This window comes from uncultured Sulfitobacter sp., assembly GCF_947497275.1.
In the GTDB taxonomy this organism is placed as follows: domain Bacteria; phylum Pseudomonadota; class Alphaproteobacteria; order Rhodobacterales; family Rhodobacteraceae; genus Sulfitobacter.
The window spans coordinates 146,646-167,169 of sequence record NZ_CANMFS010000007.1; the positions used below are offsets into that span (position 1 = coordinate 146,646).

General features: G+C 57.9%; 17 protein-coding genes. 12 read left to right on the plus strand and 5 right to left on the minus strand.

Going from position 1 to position 20,524, the window contains the following annotated elements; all coding sequences use genetic code 11:
• The first annotated feature begins 26 nt into the window (after positions 1-26).
• From Q1A06_RS15170 to Q1A06_RS15180, 3 genes are all read left to right on the plus strand, one after another.
• The gene (locus Q1A06_RS15170; RefSeq protein ID WP_299565439.1) at positions 27-707 is read left to right on the plus strand and encodes a TetR family transcriptional regulator; all 681 of its coding nucleotides are present in this window, start codon (positions 27-29) and stop codon (positions 705-707) included.
• A 13-nt stretch (positions 708-720) separates the two neighbouring features.
• Entirely contained in the window at positions 721-2,313 is a 1,593-nt protein-coding gene (locus tag Q1A06_RS15175) for an AMP-binding protein (protein ID WP_299565441.1), read from the plus strand.
• 663 nt (positions 2,314-2,976) lie between these two features.
• Positions 2,977-4,596, plus strand: a complete 1,620-nt coding sequence (locus tag Q1A06_RS15180; protein WP_299565444.1) for an NAD(P)/FAD-dependent oxidoreductase — start codon at positions 2,977-2,979, stop codon at positions 4,594-4,596.
• Positions 4,597-4,740: 144 nt separating this feature from the next.
• On the opposite strand, the gene Q1A06_RS15185 is transcribed toward Q1A06_RS15180, so the two are convergent.
• The 3 genes from Q1A06_RS15185 to Q1A06_RS15195 form a co-directional block, all read right to left on the minus strand.
• Complete coding sequence (locus Q1A06_RS15185; RefSeq protein ID WP_299565446.1) at positions 4,741-5,664, minus strand: alpha/beta hydrolase; 924 nt, start codon at positions 5,662-5,664, stop codon at positions 4,741-4,743.
• 203 nt (positions 5,665-5,867) lie between these two features.
• Positions 5,868-6,914 (minus strand): TRAP transporter substrate-binding protein DctP, encoded by a 1,047-nt coding sequence (dctP, locus tag Q1A06_RS15190; protein ID WP_299565447.1) that lies wholly within the window; start codon positions 6,912-6,914, stop codon positions 5,868-5,870.
• A 74-nt stretch (positions 6,915-6,988) separates the two neighbouring features.
• A complete protein-coding gene (locus Q1A06_RS15195; protein WP_299565449.1) occupies positions 6,989-8,476 on the minus strand; it encodes an aldehyde dehydrogenase family protein in 1,488 nt (495 codons plus the stop codon).
• Between the two features lie 257 nt (positions 8,477-8,733).
• Here Q1A06_RS15195 and Q1A06_RS15200 point away from each other — a divergent pair, with 257 nt between their 5' ends.
• The 7 genes from Q1A06_RS15200 (at position 8,734) to Q1A06_RS15230 (ending at position 16,785) form a co-directional block, all read left to right on the plus strand.
• Positions 8,734-9,933, plus strand: coding sequence for a TRAP transporter substrate-binding protein (locus Q1A06_RS15200; RefSeq protein ID WP_299565451.1), 1,200 nt, complete (start codon positions 8,734-8,736; stop codon positions 9,931-9,933).
• Between the two features lie 151 nt (positions 9,934-10,084).
• Entirely contained in the window at positions 10,085-10,516 is a 432-nt protein-coding gene (locus Q1A06_RS15205; RefSeq protein WP_299565453.1) for a TRAP transporter small permease, read from the plus strand.
• Positions 10,517-10,525: 9 nt separating this feature from the next.
• The gene (locus Q1A06_RS15210) at positions 10,526-11,791 is read left to right on the plus strand and encodes a TRAP transporter large permease (RefSeq protein WP_299565455.1); all 1,266 of its coding nucleotides are present in this window, start codon (positions 10,526-10,528) and stop codon (positions 11,789-11,791) included.
• 49 nt (positions 11,792-11,840) lie between these two features.
• Positions 11,841-13,430, plus strand: a complete 1,590-nt coding sequence (locus tag Q1A06_RS15215; protein ID WP_299565457.1) for a carboxyl transferase domain-containing protein — start codon at positions 11,841-11,843, stop codon at positions 13,428-13,430.
• Positions 13,431-13,446: 16 nt separating this feature from the next.
• Positions 13,447-15,015, plus strand: coding sequence for a carboxyl transferase domain-containing protein (locus tag Q1A06_RS15220; RefSeq protein ID WP_299565459.1), 1,569 nt, complete (start codon positions 13,447-13,449; stop codon positions 15,013-15,015).
• Between the two features lie 235 nt (positions 15,016-15,250).
• Positions 15,251-16,006 carry an SDR family NAD(P)-dependent oxidoreductase gene (locus Q1A06_RS15225; RefSeq protein WP_299565461.1) on the plus strand — a complete coding sequence of 252 codons (756 nt, stop codon included), beginning with the start codon at positions 15,251-15,253 and terminating at the stop codon, positions 16,004-16,006.
• Positions 16,007-16,038: 32 nt separating this feature from the next.
• Positions 16,039-16,785 (plus strand): SDR family NAD(P)-dependent oxidoreductase, encoded by a 747-nt coding sequence (locus Q1A06_RS15230; protein ID WP_299565463.1) that lies wholly within the window; start codon positions 16,039-16,041, stop codon positions 16,783-16,785.
• Between the two features lie 23 nt (positions 16,786-16,808).
• Here Q1A06_RS15230 and Q1A06_RS15235 read toward each other — a convergent pair whose 3' ends face one another.
• Both Q1A06_RS15235 and Q1A06_RS15240 read right to left on the minus strand, forming a co-directional pair.
• Entirely contained in the window at positions 16,809-17,489 is a 681-nt protein-coding gene (locus tag Q1A06_RS15235; protein WP_299565465.1) for a GntR family transcriptional regulator, read from the minus strand.
• Positions 17,490-17,642: 153 nt separating this feature from the next.
• Entirely contained in the window at positions 17,643-18,758 is a 1,116-nt protein-coding gene (locus Q1A06_RS15240; protein ID WP_299565468.1) for a zinc-binding dehydrogenase, read from the minus strand.
• 269 nt (positions 18,759-19,027) lie between these two features.
• Here Q1A06_RS15240 and Q1A06_RS15245 point away from each other — a divergent pair, with 269 nt between their 5' ends.
• Both Q1A06_RS15245 and Q1A06_RS15250 read left to right on the plus strand, forming a co-directional pair.
• The gene (locus tag Q1A06_RS15245; protein ID WP_299565470.1) at positions 19,028-19,891 is read left to right on the plus strand and encodes a 3-keto-5-aminohexanoate cleavage protein; all 864 of its coding nucleotides are present in this window, start codon (positions 19,028-19,030) and stop codon (positions 19,889-19,891) included.
• A 68-nt stretch (positions 19,892-19,959) separates the two neighbouring features.
• Positions 19,960-20,475: a TRAP transporter small permease gene (locus Q1A06_RS15250; protein ID WP_299565473.1), complete on the plus strand. Its 516-nt coding sequence runs from the start codon at positions 19,960-19,962 to the stop codon at positions 20,473-20,475.
• Positions 20,476-20,524 lie beyond the last annotated feature (49 nt).

The following is a 20,524-nucleotide window of genomic DNA, read 5'->3' on the forward strand; positions in this document are numbered from 1 at the left end:
CTGGGACATCCTGCATCTTGCCGAATATGAGGATCGAACGGGAACCAGTAGATCGATCTAACTTGGGGAAGCAGATGGCAAAGCGAGCACAAAAAGCCCGCGCCACACGGCAGGCGATATTGAATGCGGCGGCTGCGGTGGTTGGACGGCAAGGATACGGCAAGGCGTCCATTGCGCGTATTGCAGAGGAGGCGGGTGTGTCCCATGGATTGATCTACCTGTATTTCGAAAACCAGCAGGACCTGTTCGATCAGCTTTTACCTCATCTGGGTGAGGAAATGCTTCGATACATTGCGGAATGTTCATCCGATGCAGAAACCTTCGCGGACCGCGAGCGGCTGGGGATAACCGCGAATTTCAACTATCTTCAGCAGAACCCGGCGCTGCACCGGGTCATGAACGAAGCGGCGTTCTTTTCGCCGCAGGCCCACCAAAATTACCTGCGCCGGATGGCGGCCGGGTACACCCGGTCGCTACAACGGGCATGGGCCGCCGGTGAGATTACTGGCCTGGACAAGTCCGAGCTGGAAGTGATCGCTTATATGATGATCGGCGCGCGCGAGTTTCTTCTGGAACGGTACGCCGCGCAGAACAACAAGATCGGCGAATTACCGGAGCATGTTAAAACCACCTATCTGCGGATCGTGGGTCGGAGCCTTGGTGTCGACATCGCTGCGGACCATTCAAAATTGGCATCATCTGGTTAAAGGGGTTGCGCATATGGTGAATTCTTCATCTTATCCGGACCGCCCCTCGACTGAGAAGGCCCCGGCGGCACGCCCGCCCGGACAACGGGATGCAAATGTTCCCGCGTTGCTGGCGCGCCAGGCGGTCGGGCATTCAGACAAGCTTGCCCTTTCGGCTGTTTCGGGCGGGAGCAGGCGGGTCTGCCTGACATATCGACAGCTTCACGATGAATGCCAGGCTGCTGCGGGTGTACTGCGAGAAGCGGGATTGAAGGCCGGGGACCGGTTGGGGATCTATCTGACCAACGAGTGGGGTATCGAGTGCTTTGTCGGGGCCCTCGGGGCGCTCGCGCTTGGGGCGGTGGTCGTTCCGTTTAACACCCGGGCGGCTGCCGGTGAATTGCGCCACGCGGTGGAGTTGACTGAGCCGCGCTTCATTGTCGCCGAGCGTGACGGGCAACGGCACCTTGCGCAGGCTCTCGAAGAAGTCGCACCGCCGTTTCTTGATCCCATATACTGCAACGTCGCGCCCGGAACGTCAGGAGTAGCCCAGTGCGATATCGCTTCGGATGCGTTAGGTTGTCTGTTGTTCACGTCGGGGACTACGGCGCGCGCCAAAGCGGTGATGCACAGTCACGCAACCATGCTCGCAACCGGTGTCACCACCGGCGGGGCACTGGGGCTGCGGGCCGGGGACATCTATCAGGGGGCTTTCCCCTTTTTCACCAGTTCAGCATTGAACCTCGCTGGCATGTCGTGCTGGGTCGCGGGGGCGGGTCTTGTTGTCGAGGGTCAGGTCGATAATGAGGGCCGCCTCGCGTTGATCGAAAAAGCCAAGACAACCTTTTATCATGGTGTCCCGTCGATTTTGAATTTCATGATGCAGACCTATAGCCCCGAACGGCACGATATGGGGCGTCTGCGCACGGTAGCCGCCGGTGGGGCCGCGCTTGCCCAGGAACTTTCCGACCGGATCACACGGAACTGGCCCTGGGTCGAACAAATGCAAATCTATGGGATGACCGAAAGCGGACCGGCCGGAACGGTTCTTGACCCCGATATGCGCAGTCTCAAGGCCGGATCGGTGGGCCGTGCGATGAACGGAATGGAACTGGAGGTGCTGGACGATGCCGGACAGCCGGTTCCGCCGGGCGAAATGGGAGAGATCGCACTTACAGGTCCGTCGGTTGCCCTCGGCTACTACAGGAATCCCGAAGCCACGCAGGCGGCGTTTTCCGGGCGGATAATACTGACAGGGGATGTCGGACAGGTTGATGACCATGGGTATCTCTTTTTCGGGGACAGGAAAAAAGACCTGATCAACCGCGGTGGTCTGAAGATCGCATCGGTCGGTGTCGAAAACGTACTTTATCAGCACCCGGGGGTTTCCGAAGCGGCGGTGATCGCAATTCCGCATCGTGACCTTGGCGAAGATATAGCCGCCTGCATCGTAGCGATGCCGGGGGCCGAACCGAGCGAAGCCGAACTGATAGCCCATTGCAGGACCGTATTGGCCGATTACCAGATCCCACGGCACATTCGCTTTTACGATTCTCTTCCGAAGAACCCGCTGGGAAAGATTGTGAAGACCGAACTGCGCGCGCGCTGGCAGGCGGGGCCGTCATAAACCGGCTGTGTTCGGCGTACACGCGCAATTGACGTCTCGCGTTTGTCGTCCCACTGCATCGAACCGGCCTGCGTGCCCAAGGTCATGATCATCTATGTGCAGTCTGGGGAGCTGGGCATTCGTTCAGGCTGTGTTCATGCATCCTGTTCCCAAAAGAAAGCGAAAGCGTGCGTTGCGGTTATATGCTGTCCGACGGTGGCTGCCTTTCAAAAGGTGGATTGGCGTATCGCTTTCAGCCGGTCTGATTTTGCCCGCGACGTAACGAAGGGGTCCACATCTTTCCTGCCAACTACACATGTTTTCATCGTAGCGCCGGTCGCAAGGCAGGACGCGATTCAGGCCAAAAAAGCGAGTAGGTGAATTTTTGTCGACAATTATGTTGAAGTGAAATAAAGATGATTGACAACAAACTGGCGTTCCTATGTGATGATCGGCGCAAACGCTTGGAAAGAATAGAATGTGCGCAACGGCGCGGAGGGGGACGCAGCGTTGTACCCGGCAAGCGCGAAGGCGCAGCGGCGCTTGGTCCATTGCGTGGCCCCGTGTTCGAGACACGGCGCGGTAAGGCTTGGAGAATGCTGCCCGGCGGCGGTGCTGATTGCCTAGGTTGTCAGATCGTGCTGTTCGGGAAATAGGCGTGATTAAGACAAATGGAGGAAACACATGGAACGTATGGAACTTGATGCTGTGGTGGTGGGCGCCGGATTCTCCGGCCTCTATATGCTGCACAAACTGAGAAGCCAGGGCTTGCGCGTCAAAGCGTTCGAGAGCGAGCCTGGCGTTGGTGGCACCTGGTACAAAAACCGTTACCCCGGTGCGCGTTGCGATTCAGAAAGCGAATTCTACTGCTATTCTTTTTCCGACGAGATCCTTGAAGAGTGGGAATGGAGCGAGAAGTTTCCGGCCTGGGACGAGATCCTGCGGTATCTCAACTATGTTACGGACAAGCTTAACCTGCGCGAAGACATCATCCTGTCGACCCGCATTGATACGGCGCGGTATGACGAGACGACCGAGCGCTGGACCTTGGCGACCTCTGACGGTCAAACGGTTACGACGCAGCATATCGTGATGGCCGTGGGACCGCTTTCGGCGGCTCCGATCATGCCGAATATCAAGGGCACCGATAAGTTCGGCGGCGAATCCTACCATACCGGCGCGTGGCCACACGACCCGGTCTCTTACAAAGGGAAACGCATCGGCCTGATCGGCACGGGTTCCAGCGGTTCCCAAGTGTTGCCGGTTGTCGCCAAAGAGGCAAAAGAGGTCTATGTTTTCCAGCGCACGCCACCCTATGTGACACCGGCGAGAAACCGGCCGCTTGATCCGGAATACATCCGCGACGTCAAGGCGAACTACCGCGATCTTTGGGACAGGGCCCGGAATTCTTCGCGCGGGATCCCCTACAACGCCGATCCCCGCTCTGCGGTGAAGACATCGAAGGAAGACCGCGAGGAGCTTTTTGAATCGCTCTGGCAGGCTGGTGGCAACCAGTTCATCCGGAAATCGTTTCACGATATTTTCACGAACCAGGACTCGAATGATATTCTGGTGGATTTCGTGCATCGCAAGATCGATGAGCTGGTCGATGATCCGAAAGTTGCAGAGAAGCTGAAGGGTCATGATTACCCGATCGGCACAAAGCGGCCCGTCACGACCGATGGATATTATGAGGCCTTCAACCGCGACAACGTTACCCTCGTCGATGTCAGGGCGGACCCGATCAGCGAGATCACGGAAAAGGGTGTGAAGACGGGAACCGCCGAATACGAGCTCGACATGCTGGTTTACGCAAGTGGCTTTGACTCGTCGACCGGACCGTTCACGCGAATGGATATCCAGAGCAAAGACGGCACACCCCTGAAAGAAGTGTGGAAGGACGGGGTGCGGACCTATCTTGGTCTGACGGTGCCCGGTTTCCCGAACATGTACATGATCTGCGGTCCACAGTCCCCGGCGATTCTCAGCAACGCGCCGCCTTGCCTCGAACAGGGTGTAGAATGGATCAGCGACTGTATCGAGTACATGAAGAAGAACGACATCGCCGCACTGGAAGCGGATTCCCAGAAGGCTGTGGAATGGGGCGAGCTTTGTAACGAGCTTGTCGAACATACGCTTATCCCCAAGGCAAAGACGTCGTGGTTCATGGGTCATAACGTGCCTGGCAAGCCGAAGGAGATCCTTGGCTATATCGGCGGTCTGAACAAGTTTGGCGATTTGATCGACGATGTTGCGTCGTCCGGCTATGAGGACTTTGACCTCCGCCGTAAGTCGGGCAGCTAGTCGTATAACGGTTTGGCGGGGGTGGCTTGATGGCAACCCCCGCCGCCCGTGTGAATTGAGATCTACCCAACCGTTCTAACGACAGCAAAAAGCCCGGCCCCGTTTTCACGGAGCCGGGCTTGAACGTCTGCAGCGCGTTTTGGTCTAGTCTTTCCGACTCTGAAGAAGGTCGCCGACGGAATCGGCGATCTGGCGAAACGCGAGCGCGCTGCCCGGAAGCTGAAAACGGGGCAGGAAGCCGTGCATCTGCCCGTCGTAGCAGACAAACTCGACCGTATTGCCCTCCGATTTCAGGCGCTCGGCATATTGCGCGCCTTCGTCCCGCAGAACATCGTATTGAGCGGTCATGATCAGCGTTCGCGGCAAGCCACTGAGATCGGGCGCGGAGAGGGGAGAAGCGTCGGGTGTGTTGCGCTTGGCCCGGTCGGGCAGGTAGTGATCCCAGAACCAGTGCATCGAACCAAGGGTCAGGAACAACTGGTTTTCGGGGTCCTTGAAGGAAGGCAGTTCAAAATCCGTGCCGGTGGCGGGATAGATGAGAATCTGCATGTCGATTTTCGGCCCGTTCCTGTCGCGGGCGCGCAGCGCGGTCACAGCGGCGAGGTTGCCACCCGCGCTGTCGCCCGCAACGATCAGCGGCAGGTCCTTGCCGAACAGGGTTTCGCAGTTGTCCGCCAACCACTGTGTCGAGAAATAGGCATCATCGACAGCGGCGGGGAAGGGATGCTCGGGCGCCAGTCGATATTCCACGAGCGCCACGGCACAGTTGCAGGTGGCTGCAAGCCTGTCGCCCACGTTCGCAAAGGACTCGATATCGCCAATCACGAAACCGCCGCCGTGGAAGTAGACAATCACGCCCTGTGGATCTTCCGGAACGTAGAGTTTGGCCTCAAGCTCCGCGTCGCCGGCGGGAATCGTGATGTCGCGGATTTCGCTGCCGAATGTTTCGTCCCCCGGTGGCAGGGCGAATTGGGCGCGTGCCTCGGCCGGGGTCAGTGACTCAAAGGGTTGCAGGCCGGCGGCTTTTGCCTGCTCGATGAAGCTTTGGGTAATGGGGTCAAGTGGCATTGTGCTGTTTCCATTTTGCAATGCGACCGGTGGCTGACTGATACAGATCATGTCCCGTGAAGGGACCCTTGGCTTTGCTGGGGATTGGCCCGCGACAAAGGCGATCCAGTAGCGCACCGTCGGTTATCGGTGCGACACGACCCGGCGAAACGGGTCGTGTCCTTTTTATCTTTACCGGGGTAAAGACGCCGGTCTGACGGCGATTACTTGTATTCTGGAAGGTCGATCAGAACCGGCTCTCCCAACTCTTCCATTGTCTTGACGTAGATTTGGTAAAGCTCCGAGGCAGGACGCCCGGCTTTCTCGTTGGTTTCGATCCAGTCAACCCATACCGGTTTCAGCAGTTCCGCCAGCTTTTCGCGCTCGGCTTCGGGGAATTCGATGGCTGTCTTGCCAAGACCTTCCCAGACTTCTATCGCCTTCGCATCGTTGGCGTCATAGGTCTCGGCCATGATCTTGCTGTGCTTGACTGCCACCTCATCCCATTTCGCCTGCATCTCGGGGCTCAGTTTGGCCCAGGAATCCTTGTTCATGAAGATGCCGCAGGCAAAGCCGCCCATCAGGTTGATGTTGATCGGATGCTCCACAACTTCCTGCCATTTCCACCCGGTCGAGGCCGCCCAGGACAAAGGACCGCCTTCGATGGTGCCCCGCTCGAGCGCGAGATAGGTATCGGGATAGCCCATCGAGACGGACTGAACGTCCATGAGTTCAAAGGCCTTGTTGAAGACAGGACCGATGCCAACCATGCGCATCCCTTCGAAATCCTCGACCTTTTCGATCCTCTTGTTCGCGAATATCTGGGATGGGCTGGGCACGACGGGCAGCAGGAATTTCACCTCGCTGAATTCCTCTTTCAGGGCGTCATGGGCACCGATCTCCCATGCCAGTCTGGTTCCCACGACCGAGCTGGTGGTGAAGAACGGCAGCTCGAGCATGCCGAAAAGCGGAAAGCGCGACGGTGTGTAGACCATGCAGCCCACGCCCATATCGGCCAGACCCTCGACCGTAAGGTCAAACTGTTCGGTTGCCTTGCCCAATGCCTCGGAGCCAAAATAGTCGAGGCTGATCGTGCCGTCGCTCGCCGCTTCCAGATCGGCGAGGTAGTTCTTTGTCATCTGGGTGAGCATGTGCACTTCGGGGATGAAGCTACTCACTTTCATCCGCATTTGATCTTGTGCAACTGCGGCTGTCGAAAGGCACCCGATCGCGGCCGCCGTTGCGAAGATGCTGGTGATACTTCTGGTCATTTCTGATACTCCCATTCAGATTTTCAAACGCTGCCGACGGTTATCGGCAACAGGTTTCGTGCGCGAATGCCTCTTTAACCCTTGAAGACGATTACGGTTTTTTGCTGGGTGTATTCATGAAGGGCTGTAAGACCTTTCTCCCTGCCGAAACCGCTGTTCTTGTACCCTCCGAAAGGAGCCTCCACCCCGATCGGTTGATAGTCGTTAATGTAAACCTGCCCTGCCTCCAGCTGGTCCGCAACCCGGTGGGCGCGCCCGACGTCGCCCGTCCATACCGCCGAGGCGAGTCCGTATTCCGAGTCGTTGGCGATGGTCACGGCCTCGGATTCGTTATCGAAGGGTATCATGACCGCGACGGGGCCGAATATCTCTTCGCGTGCGATGCGCATGTCCTTGTTGCCATCGACGAACAATGTCGGTTCAACGAAATGGCCTGACTGTCCAGCCGAATCCGGTCGTTTGCCGCCACACAGTAGGCGGGCGCCTTCATTGGTGCCGATCTCGATATAGCTCATCACACGTTCGAGTTGGCGACCCGATACCACCGGTCCGATGGCCCGGTTCTCCAGGCCTGGCCCGATATCGACCTTGGCAAGTTCGGCCGATAGTTTTTCGGCGAACTGGTCCTGGATGCTGCGTTCGACCAGAAGTCGCGTTCCGGCCGAGCAGATCTGTCCGGTGTTGAGCACGAATGCCTTGCAGGCAAGCTGGGCGGCGCGGTCGAGATCGGCGTCCGCGAAGAGAATAAAGGGCGACTTGCCCCCGAGTTCGACGGTCGAGGGTACGATCCGGCGCGCGGCCCGTTCGAGAACCAGCCGTCCGGTTTCCACCGAACCGGTAAAACTGACGCGGCGGACATTCGGATCATCCACAAGTGCTTGGCCGGCTTCCGGGCCGGGCCCGTTGACGACGTTCACGACGCCCTCGGGGAAACCCGCTTCGATCGCCAGGCGCGCTACTTCGAAGGTGGTCAGTGGCGTTTCTTCTGCAGGCTTGACGACAACGGTGTTTCCCGCGCAAAGCGCCGGCCCGGTCTGACGGCCCAACTGCGTGATCGGGCCGTTCCAGGGAATGATGTGCCCCGTGACGCCAAAGGGTTCGCGTTGGCAATAAACAAGGTGTTCGTTGGTGGCTGGAATGACTTCGCCGAGGATCTTGTCGGCCGCTCCTCCGAAATACTCGTAATAGCGTGCACAGGTTTCGACATCGCCCCGCGCGACCCGCAACGGTTTGCCCGTGTCGATGCTTTCGAGGTAAGTCAGCGCGTCGACGTTTTCCAGTATGAGTTGCGCCAACCGGTTCAGCAACCGACCGCGTTCCAGCGGCTTCAGTGCAATCCACTGGCGGAACCCTTCCTGGCTGTTCTTGACCGCGGCGGCAACGTCTTCCTTGCTGCCGCAGGCAACCTGGGTGATCACCTTGCCGGTCGAAGGATCCTCGACATCCATGTAATGCCCGCTGGAAGGAGCCAGTGCCTGACCGCCTACGAAGTGATCGTAGCGGTCGCGTAATGGTATTGCCTTATAGTCCGGCGCAAATTTTTCCAGTTCATTGTCAGCCATTCGAATCCCCCAGTTAAGTCCTGCTGTCACATTTTCAGCTAGCCTAATGAATACGACTTCTGTCGACAACAAGTTTGTTGACAATTTGCTTGACTATTTTGTTGGAGCTGGTTTCTATATATTCACCATACTTCGCAAAGTGCGCAATTATGACGCATTCCGATGACAAGACCGCCTTCGAAGAGCGCAAATTGGGGGCATTACTTTCAAGTAGCAAATCGCCTGGCGGCGTGGATACGCCGGAAAGGAATAGCACTATGACAAAGAAATCTCACTCGACAAGAACGCTAAGCCGACGTGAATTCGGCTCGGTCCTGGCGCGGTACGGTATCTCCACCGCAGTGATGCTTGGGTTCGCGGGAGTGCCTTTCGGGGCGTCGGTCACAGAAGCCGGGGCACAGACCGCCGGAGATGAACAGGCCAAGAGGGCGGCGGCCAAGAACGTCATGATTTTCTCGATAGACGGGACCCTTGATCGTTATCCGGACGGCGAAATAACGCATGAAACGATCTACACGAACGGGTCGGCGTTGTTCAAAGAGCGGATCGAAACACTGTCAGAAGGCCGGATATACGTAGATTTGAAACCCGGCGGCATTCTCGGGTTGCAGCCTGGCAACAAGATCCGCCAAGGGGTCATACAGGCCGGTAGTTTGACGACGCAAAACTGCGCATCGCTGATTCCGTCCTGGAATGTCCTCGATTTTCCGTTTGTCGTCGGTTCCCCGGCCAACATGGCAAAGGTACATTACAGCAAAGAGATACACGATACCTTGGGCAAAATGTCCGAGGAGGGCGGCCTGATCAATCTGGGCGGCACGACGTTCATGCGCTGGATCAATCTGGGTCAATCCGTGCGCAAGGACGTGCGTCAGCCTGCGGATATGGAGGGTTTGAAGATCCGCGTGACCAATTCGCGTATGGAGCTGGCCGGGCTGCAGATACTCGGGTCCAATCCGACACCGATCAGCGGTGGTGAAATTGTAACGGCCATGGAGCAGGGTGTCGTGGACGGTTTTAACATCGGGCCTCATTTCCTGACCGATTTCGGGCTGGTTGGCGCGGTGAAGCAGCTTGTTGATGTTCAGTTCATGCCCAACACCGACTGCATTTTCGTCAACACAGACTGGATGCGCGGTTTGGCTGGCGACGATCAGGAGGCGATTATGGAAGCGGCGTTTGCGCGGCAGAAGTACCTTATCGAGATCGGGTCGCCTGTTTACGTTCAGCAGCTTGGCGTTTCGCTAGATTCACCAGCCGATACGCCGATCCAACAGGCCGGTATCAAGCTTAACCTGCTGAGTGACGACGAGCGGGCGGTCTGGAAAGAGGCCATGAGTTTTGAGCGTAATCCGGTTCTGAACGAACTGGCCGACCGGTTCGGTCGCAAAGAGCTTGATCTGCTTCGTGAAGTTGTTGCGCAAGGCGATGCCACGCCGACCCGTTGGTGGAAATGACCGGACGGCGGAGCATGAAACGACGTGTTTCCGTCGAAGGTCAGTTCGTTAAAAGGGCCAGAACGTGAGCAAGAGATCGTCAGTTCGAAAAGCGGTTTGCTGGTTTGATGCCCATTTTGAAGACTTTCTGGCGGGCATTTTCTATGGGTACATGGCCATTGTTATTGCCGTCGAAGTGGCCCGCCGGTATCTTTTCAACGCCTCAAGCTCCTGGGCCGAAGAGACTGCGGTTTATGCCTTTATCTGGCTGGCGTATCTGTCCGCATCGTCGGCCGTTCGTGATCGGGCCCATCTGTCATTCAACCTTTTGGAAAGGCTGCTGCCGCCAAAGGCCGACAAGGTGGTAAAGCTGTTATCCGATGGCTGCTTTTTCGCATTGGCGCTGTTGATCGTCTATACGTCGATGCCAACCGTTCTTACGCATCTGAAATATAACCAGCTCATGCTGGGTGTCGATTTGCCGATGGTACTGGCCTCTGCCGCGGTGCCGGTGGGCTGGAGCCTGGTGATGCTGCGCATTGTGCAAAGAGCGATAAAGTTGTTCCAGATCCGGGGTTCGGTCAGTGTTGGGCCGAAGATCTGAATGATGTCGATGACCTCCATCATATTTTTGATCTTGCTGGTCGCCATTACCATTCTAGGACTGGAGATCGTCGTCGTACTTGGAGTGGCGACGATTGGCATTTCTCTGATCTCAGGTGCATTTCCGGTCGGCAATATTGGCATCACAGCGTTCGAGTCGCTGAATTCGGCGCCGCTTATCGCCATGCCGCTTTTCGTTCTGGCGGGAAACCTGATCCTGAGGTCGGGTATCGCCGACCAGCTTGTCGAGTTTTCCAAGTCTCTGGTCGGGATGTTTCCCGGTGGCTTGGCGATCACGTCGATTGTTGCCTCTGGTTTTTTTGCTGCAATCAGCGGATCCAATTCGGCAACCGTCGCCACCATCGGCCAGATCATGCTGCCGCGCATGAAAAAGGAAGGGTATCCGGTTTCTTTCACGCTCGGTACCGTTGCCGCCGGTGGCACTGTGGGCATAATTATCCCTCCCAGCATTGCGTTCATTCTTTATGGGTTCACCTCTGGCGTCTCGATCAGCGATCTGTTCCTTGCGGGTATCTTGCCCGGCATCCTGATGGTGTCGTCGATGGGTCTGGTTGGCTTGCTGGTCTGCCTGCGGTTCGGGTGGGGTCAGCGGAGCCCGTTCTCGGTGTCGGGCATCTTCAGATCCGCGTGGCACGTCAAATGGGCCGCGCTCGCGGTATTCATCATTCTCGGTGGTATCTACGGAGGTGTATTTACCCCGACCGAGGCGTCGGGCGTGTCGGTCATGTACTGTCTGTTCATCGGGCTGTTTGTAACCCGTCAGTTCGGGTTTTCGGATATTCCGTCGATCCTAGTCAGCAGCGCGCGGGTGTCGGGTATCATCGCACCGATCCTGGCGATTTCGATCACCTTGTCGCAAGCCATGGTCATGGCCGGATTTACCGAGGTGTTCATCGAAGCTCTGACCGGTCTGACCCAGTCGCCGGTCGGCCTTTTGTTACTGATGATGGGTATCATCGTTCTGATCGGCATGTTTCTTGAGGCAACCCCGGCGATGCTGATCCTGACGCCGCTTTTCGCGCCCATCGTAGCCGCCATAGGTATGGACCCGGTTCATTTCGGGGTCGTGTTGATCGTCGGTCTGGCGATCGGATTCATCACGCCACCCATGGGTCTTAACCTTTTTGTGGCCAGCGCCGTTGGGAACACGCCAATCCATCAGATCACCAAATACGCGCTACCGTATGCACTTGTGCTTTTTCTGGTCTGGTTGGTGATCGCTTTTTGGGCACCACTCAGCATGGTCTTGCTGTGACTCGCCCGCATCTAAACTTGACCGAAAAACAAGAGCAGGAGTTCAACAATTGTCAGAAGATCATCAGGCCGGAGGTGACGATAACGGTCAACGATTGTCGGAATTGGAGTTCCGCACCTCCCAAGCAGATATGCTTGGCGGTGAAGACGCGATAGCGCGGGAACATTCCAGGGGTCGACTGACCATACGTGAGCGTATTGAAAAGCTGGTCGATCCGGGCAGCTTTCGCGAAGTCGGGCGCCTTACCGGGCGTGGCGAATACAAGGATGGCAAGCTCGTTTCCGTAACACCCGCGCCCTACGTGGGCGGGCTGGCCACGATTGCCGGTCGGCGGGTTGCCATCGGCGGCGAAGATTTCACCATACGCGGTGGCACCAGCCCCGGCCTTGCCCGGCGCAAGGGCGGTCAGGGCGGATTTATCGAGGATCTGGCGCATCACTACCGCGTCCCGCTGATCAACCTTTGTCATGGCGGCGGCGGTTCGGTCACGTCGCTTTTGCGCAAGGGGTATGCGCCCTTGCCGGGTGAGGACGGGTTCGAGCGGACGTTCGAGTTGCTGGGCGAAGTACCGGTGATCGGTGCCCTGCTCGGTCCTTCGGCAGGCGGACCAGCCCTGCGCGCCATCGCTTCGCATTTCAGTCTGATGCCACGCGGGACCGCGCAGTTGATGATTGCCGGGCCGGGCGTGGTCGAACGGGCGGTCGGTGAAAAGCTTGACAATGAACAGCTCGGCGGTGCTTCGGTTGCGGTCGATACGGCCGGAACCATCGACAACGCCTATGATTCAGAGGATCTGTGTTTCGAGGCGATCCGGACCTTCCTTTCCTATATGCCGCAGAATGCCTGGGAGCTTCCGCCACTGGGTCCGCGCGACGATCCGCCGGACCGGATATCGCCCGAGCTTCGTGATCTGGTGCCCGAACGCCGGACGCAGCCTTACAAGATGCACCGGGCCGTGGAACTGGTGATGGACGAAGGGTCACTGTTCGAGATCCGCCCGACATTCGGGCGCGCGGTGCATTGCTTTCTGGCCCGCCTGCACGGTGTTCCGGTCGGGATCATCGCCAATAATCCGATGATCAACGGTGGTGCGCTTGACGTGTCAGCCGTGCGCAAGCAGCGGCATTTCATTGATATGTGCAACTGTTTCCATCTGCCGATCATCAATTTTGTCGATACGCCGGGATTCATGGTGGGCACGGCAGCGGAAACCGGAGGTGCTTTCCGCGAGGGGATGCGGTGTCTGCAGGCCGGTATCGACGCGACGGTGCCGTTTTTCACCGTGATCTTGCGAAAATGCTATGGCGGTGCCGGATTGATGACGCAGCACAAGGAGGGCATCGACCTCAAGATTGCCTGGCCGACGGGGGAATGGGGTTCTTTGCCGTTGCAGGGCGGGGTGGCAGTTGCCTTTCGTGACGAAATCGAATCCGCGCCCGATCCGGCCGCGCGCGAGCGCGAGATCGAGAATGAACTGGCGATCTTTGCCTCGCCGTTTCGTACCGCCGAAGTGTTTGGCGTCGAGGATGTCATCGACCCGGCGATGACGCGATCCTATCTGGCCGCGTATATCGACGCCGCGCGCGACGCGATGCGCCCCGATCTGGGACCAAAGGAAAGCGCCGTACTGCGCGTATGAAGAGACAGGAGAACGCATGACCGACGCATGGGAAGACAGGCTTGAAGAAATACAGAAGCGCAAGGCCTGGTCAGAGGACCTTGGCGGTGAGAAGGCAGTTCAGCGCCAACACGACGAGGGGCGGCTGACGATCCGAGAGCGGATCGACCTGCTGGTGGATGAAGGTAGCTTCAAGGAGGTTGGCCAACTTACCGGGAAAGGCAGCTATCAGGACGGCGAGGTGCAATCGGTGACACCCGCGCCCTATGTCGGTGGTCTGGCCGAGATCGACGGCCGCCCGGTTGTCGTCGGCGGCGAGGATTTCACCGTACGGGGCGGCTCCAGCAGCGGTTTGGCGCGCCGCAAGGGGGGGCAGGGCGGGTTCATCGAGGATCTGGCCCATGAATACGACATCCCCCTGATCAACCTGTCGCATGGTGCGGGGGGAAGCGTGAATTCGCTGCTGCGGTCGGGCTACGCGCCCTTGCCGGGCAAAGACGGGCTGGAGCGGTCGATCAGCCTTTTGGGGCGGGTTCCTGTCGTCGGGGCGGTTCTGGGCGCGTCCGCAGGCGGTCCGGCGGCCAGAGCGATCCTGACACATTGGTCGGTGATGACGGAAGAGACATCGTCGATCATGATCGCGGGTCCGAAAGTTGTCGAACGGGCGTTGGGCGAAAAGGTGGACCGCAGCGCCTTTGGCACCGCCCGCATGGCTGTCGACAAGGCGGGAACGATATTTGACCGCGTGCCCGACGAAAAGGCGGCCTTTGACGCGATCCGCCGCTTTTTATCTTACATGCCTCAGAACGTGTGGGAACTGCCCCCGGCGGGCGCACGGGATGAGACAGACGATCACCTGCGGCCCGCGCTGCGCGGCATTGTTCCGGAAAACCGCACCAAGCCCTATGCGATGAAGAAGATTGTCGCGGCCTTGATGGACGAAGGGTCGGTCTTTGAGTTTCGGGCAACCTATGGCAAATCGGTTCAGTGCTATCTTGCGCGGCTTGACGGTGTTCCGGTCGGGGTGGTTGCGAACAACCCGATGATCAATGGCGGGGCCTTGGACGGTCCGGCGGCGATGAAATACACCAATTTCATTGATCTGTGCGATACATTCCACCTTCCGATCGTTTTTCTCGTGGATTCTCCGGGCTTTATGGTCGGATCACGCGCCGAGCAGTCGGGAGCCTTGCGCCTGGGTGTTCAGTGCATGATGGCTGTTACCCAGCTTCGCGTGCCGACCATCTCGGTGATTGTGCGCAAATGCTATGGTCTGGGCGGGGGCATGTCGCTGACCAAGAACGGGCTGGACTTCAAGATCGCCTGGCCAAGCGCGGAGTGGGGATCGCTGCCGCGTGAGGGTGGCGTGAAGGTTGCCTTCCGCAGCGAGATCGAGAATGCCGATGACCCGAAGGCCCGCGAAAAAGAGATCGAGGACGAACTGCTTGCGCTTTCGTCACCGCTTCGCACGGCGGAAGCCTTTGGCATCGAGGATGTCATCGATCCCGCCGAAACCCGGGGATATCTGGCCCGCTATCTACATCTGGCCCGTGATGCGACCGGAAGGCGTCTGGGCAAAGCGCGACGCAAGGGGGTGCGGCCCTGAACTTCCTGCACTTCCGGTTGCTCACACCTTACTGGGGACAGAGCAGTCGGAGGTTATTGATGTAGAATATTAAGATTGTTGACATTAGCGTTGACAACAAAAGGAAGCAGTGAGAGAGTTCCCTAAGGCAGGCCACGGCCTGCCCAAGCTGCCCACCTGCAACGCGCCCGCGATCACCATCCCGGGACTGTACGGGAAAGGTGGCGCTGCACAGAGTTCATGGGAGGAGTGAACAATGGCCAATTCATCAGACCCGCTTCCGCTGGCTGTCGTAACCGGAGGGGCAAGTGGCCTTGGCCGGAATACCGCCGAACGCCTGATGCGCGACTACCGCGTTGTGATCGCCGATCACGATGGCGATACGGCGGCGAAAACCGCAAATGACCTGAACGGCAATCGTGGCTGGGTCCGGCATGTGGAACTGGACGTGACCAACGCCGACGCTGTCGCGCGTGTCTTTCAAAAGATTAGTGACGACTTTGGGCCGGTTGAGGCGCTCGTCAACAACGCCGGTGTTCTGGGCAGTACAGGCCCAATGGAAGATATCGAGCTGGAAGAATTCCGGCGCATATTTGCCGTCAATGTCGAAGGCGTGTTTCTGTGCACGAAGGCCGTGTTCCCGGAAATGCGTCAGCGAAAAAAGGGTGCGGTTGTCAGCATCGCCTCTACCGGCGGCAAGGACGCACCCGGATTCGCATCGGCCTATTGCGGCAGCAAGGCGGCGGTGATCGGCATGACCAAATCCTGGTCCAAGGAAGTGGCGCAACAGGGCATCCGGGTAAACTGCGTTTCACCGACCCTGATCGGCGACACCGGCATGGAAGCGGAAATGGGCAGGGACTTTCGTGACGGTTCGGTCTCTAAGATCCCGATGGGACGGCCGGCGCGTCTAGATGAGATCAGCGCGGTGGTCGCCTTTCTTCTGTCCGATGATGCAAGTTTCGTGACTGGCCAATGCTATGACGTCAGTGGCGGGCGGTCCGTTTTCTAATCTGTTGCTTGGAACTATGGGAGGAAAAGGCAATGTTTGATTTCACAGGGCGTACAGCGTTGGTGACAGGGGGGGCATCGGGCATTGGACATGCCATTGCGTCCGCCTTGTCCGAGCATGGAGCGGATCTGATCCTGCTTGATCGCGACGGCGACGGGCTGAAAACGGTCGCATCGGAGATTTCGCAAAAAACCAATCGTGAGGTGCAGCAATTTTCGGTCGATGTCACTCTGCGCGGCGATCTGGAAAAGGTGCATGAGAATCTTGGCGAAGCCCAGCCCGATATCCTTGTCAACGCGGCCGGTTTCAACTGCCGCAAACCGATTTCAGAGCTTACCGAAGCCGAATTCATTTCCGTATTGAACGTGCATGTGCTCGCCTGTTTCAATACCACCCAGCTTTTCACCGTAGGAATGGCGCGCCGTGGCAAGGGGGCGATCCTCAACATCGCTTCGATAGCCGCGTATCGGACTCTCTTGCCAAGGGTTTCGCCTTATGTTGCCGGCAAGGCCGCCATCAAACAATTCACCCGTGCGACGGCGCTTGAATTCGTGGACAAGGGCATCCGGGCGAATTCCGTTTCGCCCGGATTCATCGACACCCCACTGACGCAGCAGCATTCCGACGAGGTACGCAAGTCCCTTACCGACACCGTTCCCATGGGGCGGTTTGGCGAACCGTATGAAATCGCCAATGCGGCGCTGTTCCTGCTATCGGACTACGCAAGTTATATCACCGGTGCGGACCTGGTCTGCGACGGTGGCTTTCTTTCGAAATGACGGCTCACCTGTCGGGTCCGGCGCTATTTCACGAAGGCTTCGTACCTTTTGTAGTCGCGTCGGGCGTTTTCAATGTTTTCCCGTTTGAGCTGTTCAGCCAGCTTATGGTCACGGTCCCGCATCGCGATCAGGATCTGGCGATTTGCTTCCACTCCGGTTTCGGCCCGGCCCGGAACGAGAACAAGTCTCTTCATCAGCACACTTGTCTGATCGACAATCAGGCTGATGCTTTTCGAAAGCAAAGCGTTGTCGGCGAGATCGACGGTGCGGGCCCGGAATTGTGCCACACATGAAAGGTAGAACTCCATGTCGTGTTCTTTTATCGCATCCAAGGCGGGCTTGCCGAACAGCTCGATGAGGTCGTCCCAGGCTCCGTCCGGAGCCCTTTTGGTGGCCAACCGCGCCGCAAGCCCTTCGAGAACGGATCGCAGCTCGAAAAGCTCGGTGGCTTTCTTCAGGTTCAGCCCGGCCACGGTTGCGCCGCGATTAGGCTCGCGTTCGATCAATCCTCGGTCCTCGAGCAGCAAAAATGCCTCTCGAAGCCGCGCACGGGACACCCCGTAGGAGGCCGCCAGCTCTTCTTCACGCAGTTTAGATCCTGAAGGGAGATCAAGGTTGACGATCCGCAAACGAAGATCTTCGACGATGGCCTCCCTTTCCAGTACTAGTTTGGAATTTTCGCGCACATTCTTTTCCTTTTCCATTCTGGTGAAATGAGATTTTTCAGTGTGACAGAAATCCCTGTCGGGCAGGTTACCAGCGTGCAAGTGTACCGCACATAAGGGTACTGTACCCGCATAGCAGATACAGTACTTCGGTCACAGACACTCAGCCCACCGAATTCACCGGGTACCGGCCTACCTGTCTGCCGGTACGATTGCCGCCCTTTGAATTTCGCGTTTGGCTGATAAATCCAATGCGGTCTCCGCTTCTTCGAGCGTGAAATTGCGGCTCGACAATTCGGCGAAGGGATATTTGTCGCCGAAGCGTTCGAGAAATTGCAGAGAATCACGAAGATAATGCGGCGGGTATCGGTTGATCGCAAGAATCTGCGCCGATTTGCGCACCATCAGACCCGGATCGAAAGCTGTTGTCTGTCCGGGCGAGATCGTTCCCATTACCACGAATTTTCCAGCCGGGCGCAAATATGAGATACCTTCGGCGAAGACATCCGGGATGCCGGTAACCTCGACCACCACATCGGCCCCCTGGGTGCCGGCAAACTTCTGGATCGCCGCGACCCGGTCGTCCAGCGCAGGCATCTGATCGACATTGATCACCTCGTCCGCCCCGAACCGCCGCGCGTTTTCCAGACGGCTTTCGATCCTGTCCATCACCAGCACCCTTGCGCCGCGTTCCTTTGCAACCGCGGCGGCGAAAAGGCCCAGACCCCCCGCGCCCTGGATGGCAACGACATCTCCTACGGTGACATCTGCGCGATCAAGCCCGTGCAGCACTTGCGAAAGGGCGCAATTGGCGCCGGCGGCGGCGGCATCGGGCACAGCGTCGGGAACATGGTAGAACGGTTGGTTGGGGTGCAGATAGTAATGTGTCGAGAAAGTTGCGCCGTGGAAATAGGGTGCAACATCCGATCGCCCGAAATAGTCGAACCCATGATCGCAATGGTTGAACACACCGCGGTCACAGTTCTCGCAGGCGTGACAAACGGCAGTGTAGACGGGGACGATGCGGTCGCCCTCGCGTACCGGCGTCCCTGCGCTGTCGGTGACAACTTTCTCGCCCAGGCCGATGATCTTGCCAACCATTTCGTGTCCCAGACCGCCCCTTTTCAACAAAGGATGGTGCCCGCCAAAGACATGGATATCCGACCCGCAGACATTCGTCTGAAGCACTTCCAGGAGCAAAGCCCCCGGTTCGAGCTCGGTCGGAAGCGGATACTCCCGGATTTCCATTTTACCGGGTTCCGTCATATAGGCCACCCGGCCTGATGCGCCGACAGGTTTCTCGGACATTTTCTTATCCTTCCAATTCGCTTGCTTGGCCTGGCATTTGACCGGGCGGTTGTGCAGTCGCGGTTAAACTTCCGTGGAGACCGCTGTCGCATTGCGCCGGACCCGGGCAATGCTCTGCGGCGTTCCACAATTCCATAGATAAGAGTTGTAAACAATAAACCATCATTTTGACAACGAAATTGTTGACAAAAAATTTTCCAGCATTGTATGGTCCAATACGTAGCACGATCCGCGCAGGGTTTTGGCACGGACTACAACAGGAGGTTCCAATGGACAAAATCATCATTACAGCCGCAGTGACCGGCTCGCAGCCGTCGCGCGAGATGAACCCCAATCTGCCCGTAACACCCGAAGAAATAGCCGCATCAGCCATCGAGTGCATGAATGCCGGGGCCGCGATCGTGCATGTTCATGTACGCGATCCCGAAACGGGCATCCGCTCCACCGATTTCGCTCTTTATGAAGAGGTGGTCGAGCGGGTGCGCGCCGAATCGAACATGATAATCAACCTGACGACCGGTCCGGGAGGCCAGGTTTTCCTCGATGCAGAGCTTAACAAAGATCCCGAGCGGACGATACTGATGACCGCAGACCAGCGGGTTGAACACATCCAGAAGCTCAAGCCGGAAATGTGCTCGCTTGACATCGGCAGTACCAATTTCGGACCTATGGTGTTCCTTAATCCCCAGGCTGCCGTTGACCGGATGGCGCTGAAGATGCAGGAGGCGGGCGTTAAGCCAGAGGTCGAGATATTTGATTTCGGCCAGATCAGAATTGCCAAACGGCTGATGAAAGAAGGGCTTTTGGAAAAGAACGCCCATTTTCAGCTTTGCATGGGAACCAATGGCGGTATCCCCGCAACTGCCCGCTCTGCCTCGGCGTTGGCCGATGAATTGCCCGATGGCGTATCCTGGTCGATCTTCGGGGTTGGCGCGACGCAGTTTCCGATGGTGGCCATGGGGGCCGTCATGGGCGGGCATGTTCGGGTCGGAATGGAAGACAACCTTTATTTGAGCAAGGGGGTTTTGTGCGACAGCAATGCCCAGCTTGTCGAGCGCGCCGCGAGCATCATACGCTCGGTCGGCAGAGAGGTCGCATCGGTGGACGAAGCTCGCACCATGCTTGGACTATAGCGACCTGACACCACGCGTGGGCCCCAGCGCCCTCGGTACACTGGACCTCAAAAGGAGGAGTTCGTTTCATGCACGGCGTTATTTCACGGGTTCTGGATTTCTGTTTGAGTCTGGCCTGCATTCCTCTCTGCATTCTTGTGCTGCTGACAGCGTGCGATGTTTTCGCCCGTTACGCTCTGGGCAGTTCCGTACCGGACCGGATTGAACTCAGTGGCCTCATGCTAGGACTGACCGTATCGCTGGCGCTGGCGCCGGTCACGTTCAGCCGCCGCCAGGTCGAGGTCGATTTTGTCACGCCGCACCTTCCGGCGCTCGCACAGAAGATCGTCAGGTCGGTCGTTCTGCTCATCGCTGCGGCGGTTTTCGGTTTGATGGCGTGGCAGGCAGGCGTGAGAACGATCAAGAGCCATTCAATCAATGAATTCGTCGGCTCGCTCATGGTCCAGTTGTGGCCGCTCAAGGCCGTGTTCACATTCGGCGTTACCCTCACCTGCCTCGCTTTGATCTGGATGGCTATTCAGACATGGCGCTCGCCTGCGGTGGCCCCCGAAGCACCCGCTCAGGAAGATAAAGGCGACATCTGAAGTCTCCTTCTTTTGAAGAACAGCGCGGTTCCGCCGCCGAAAGGAAATG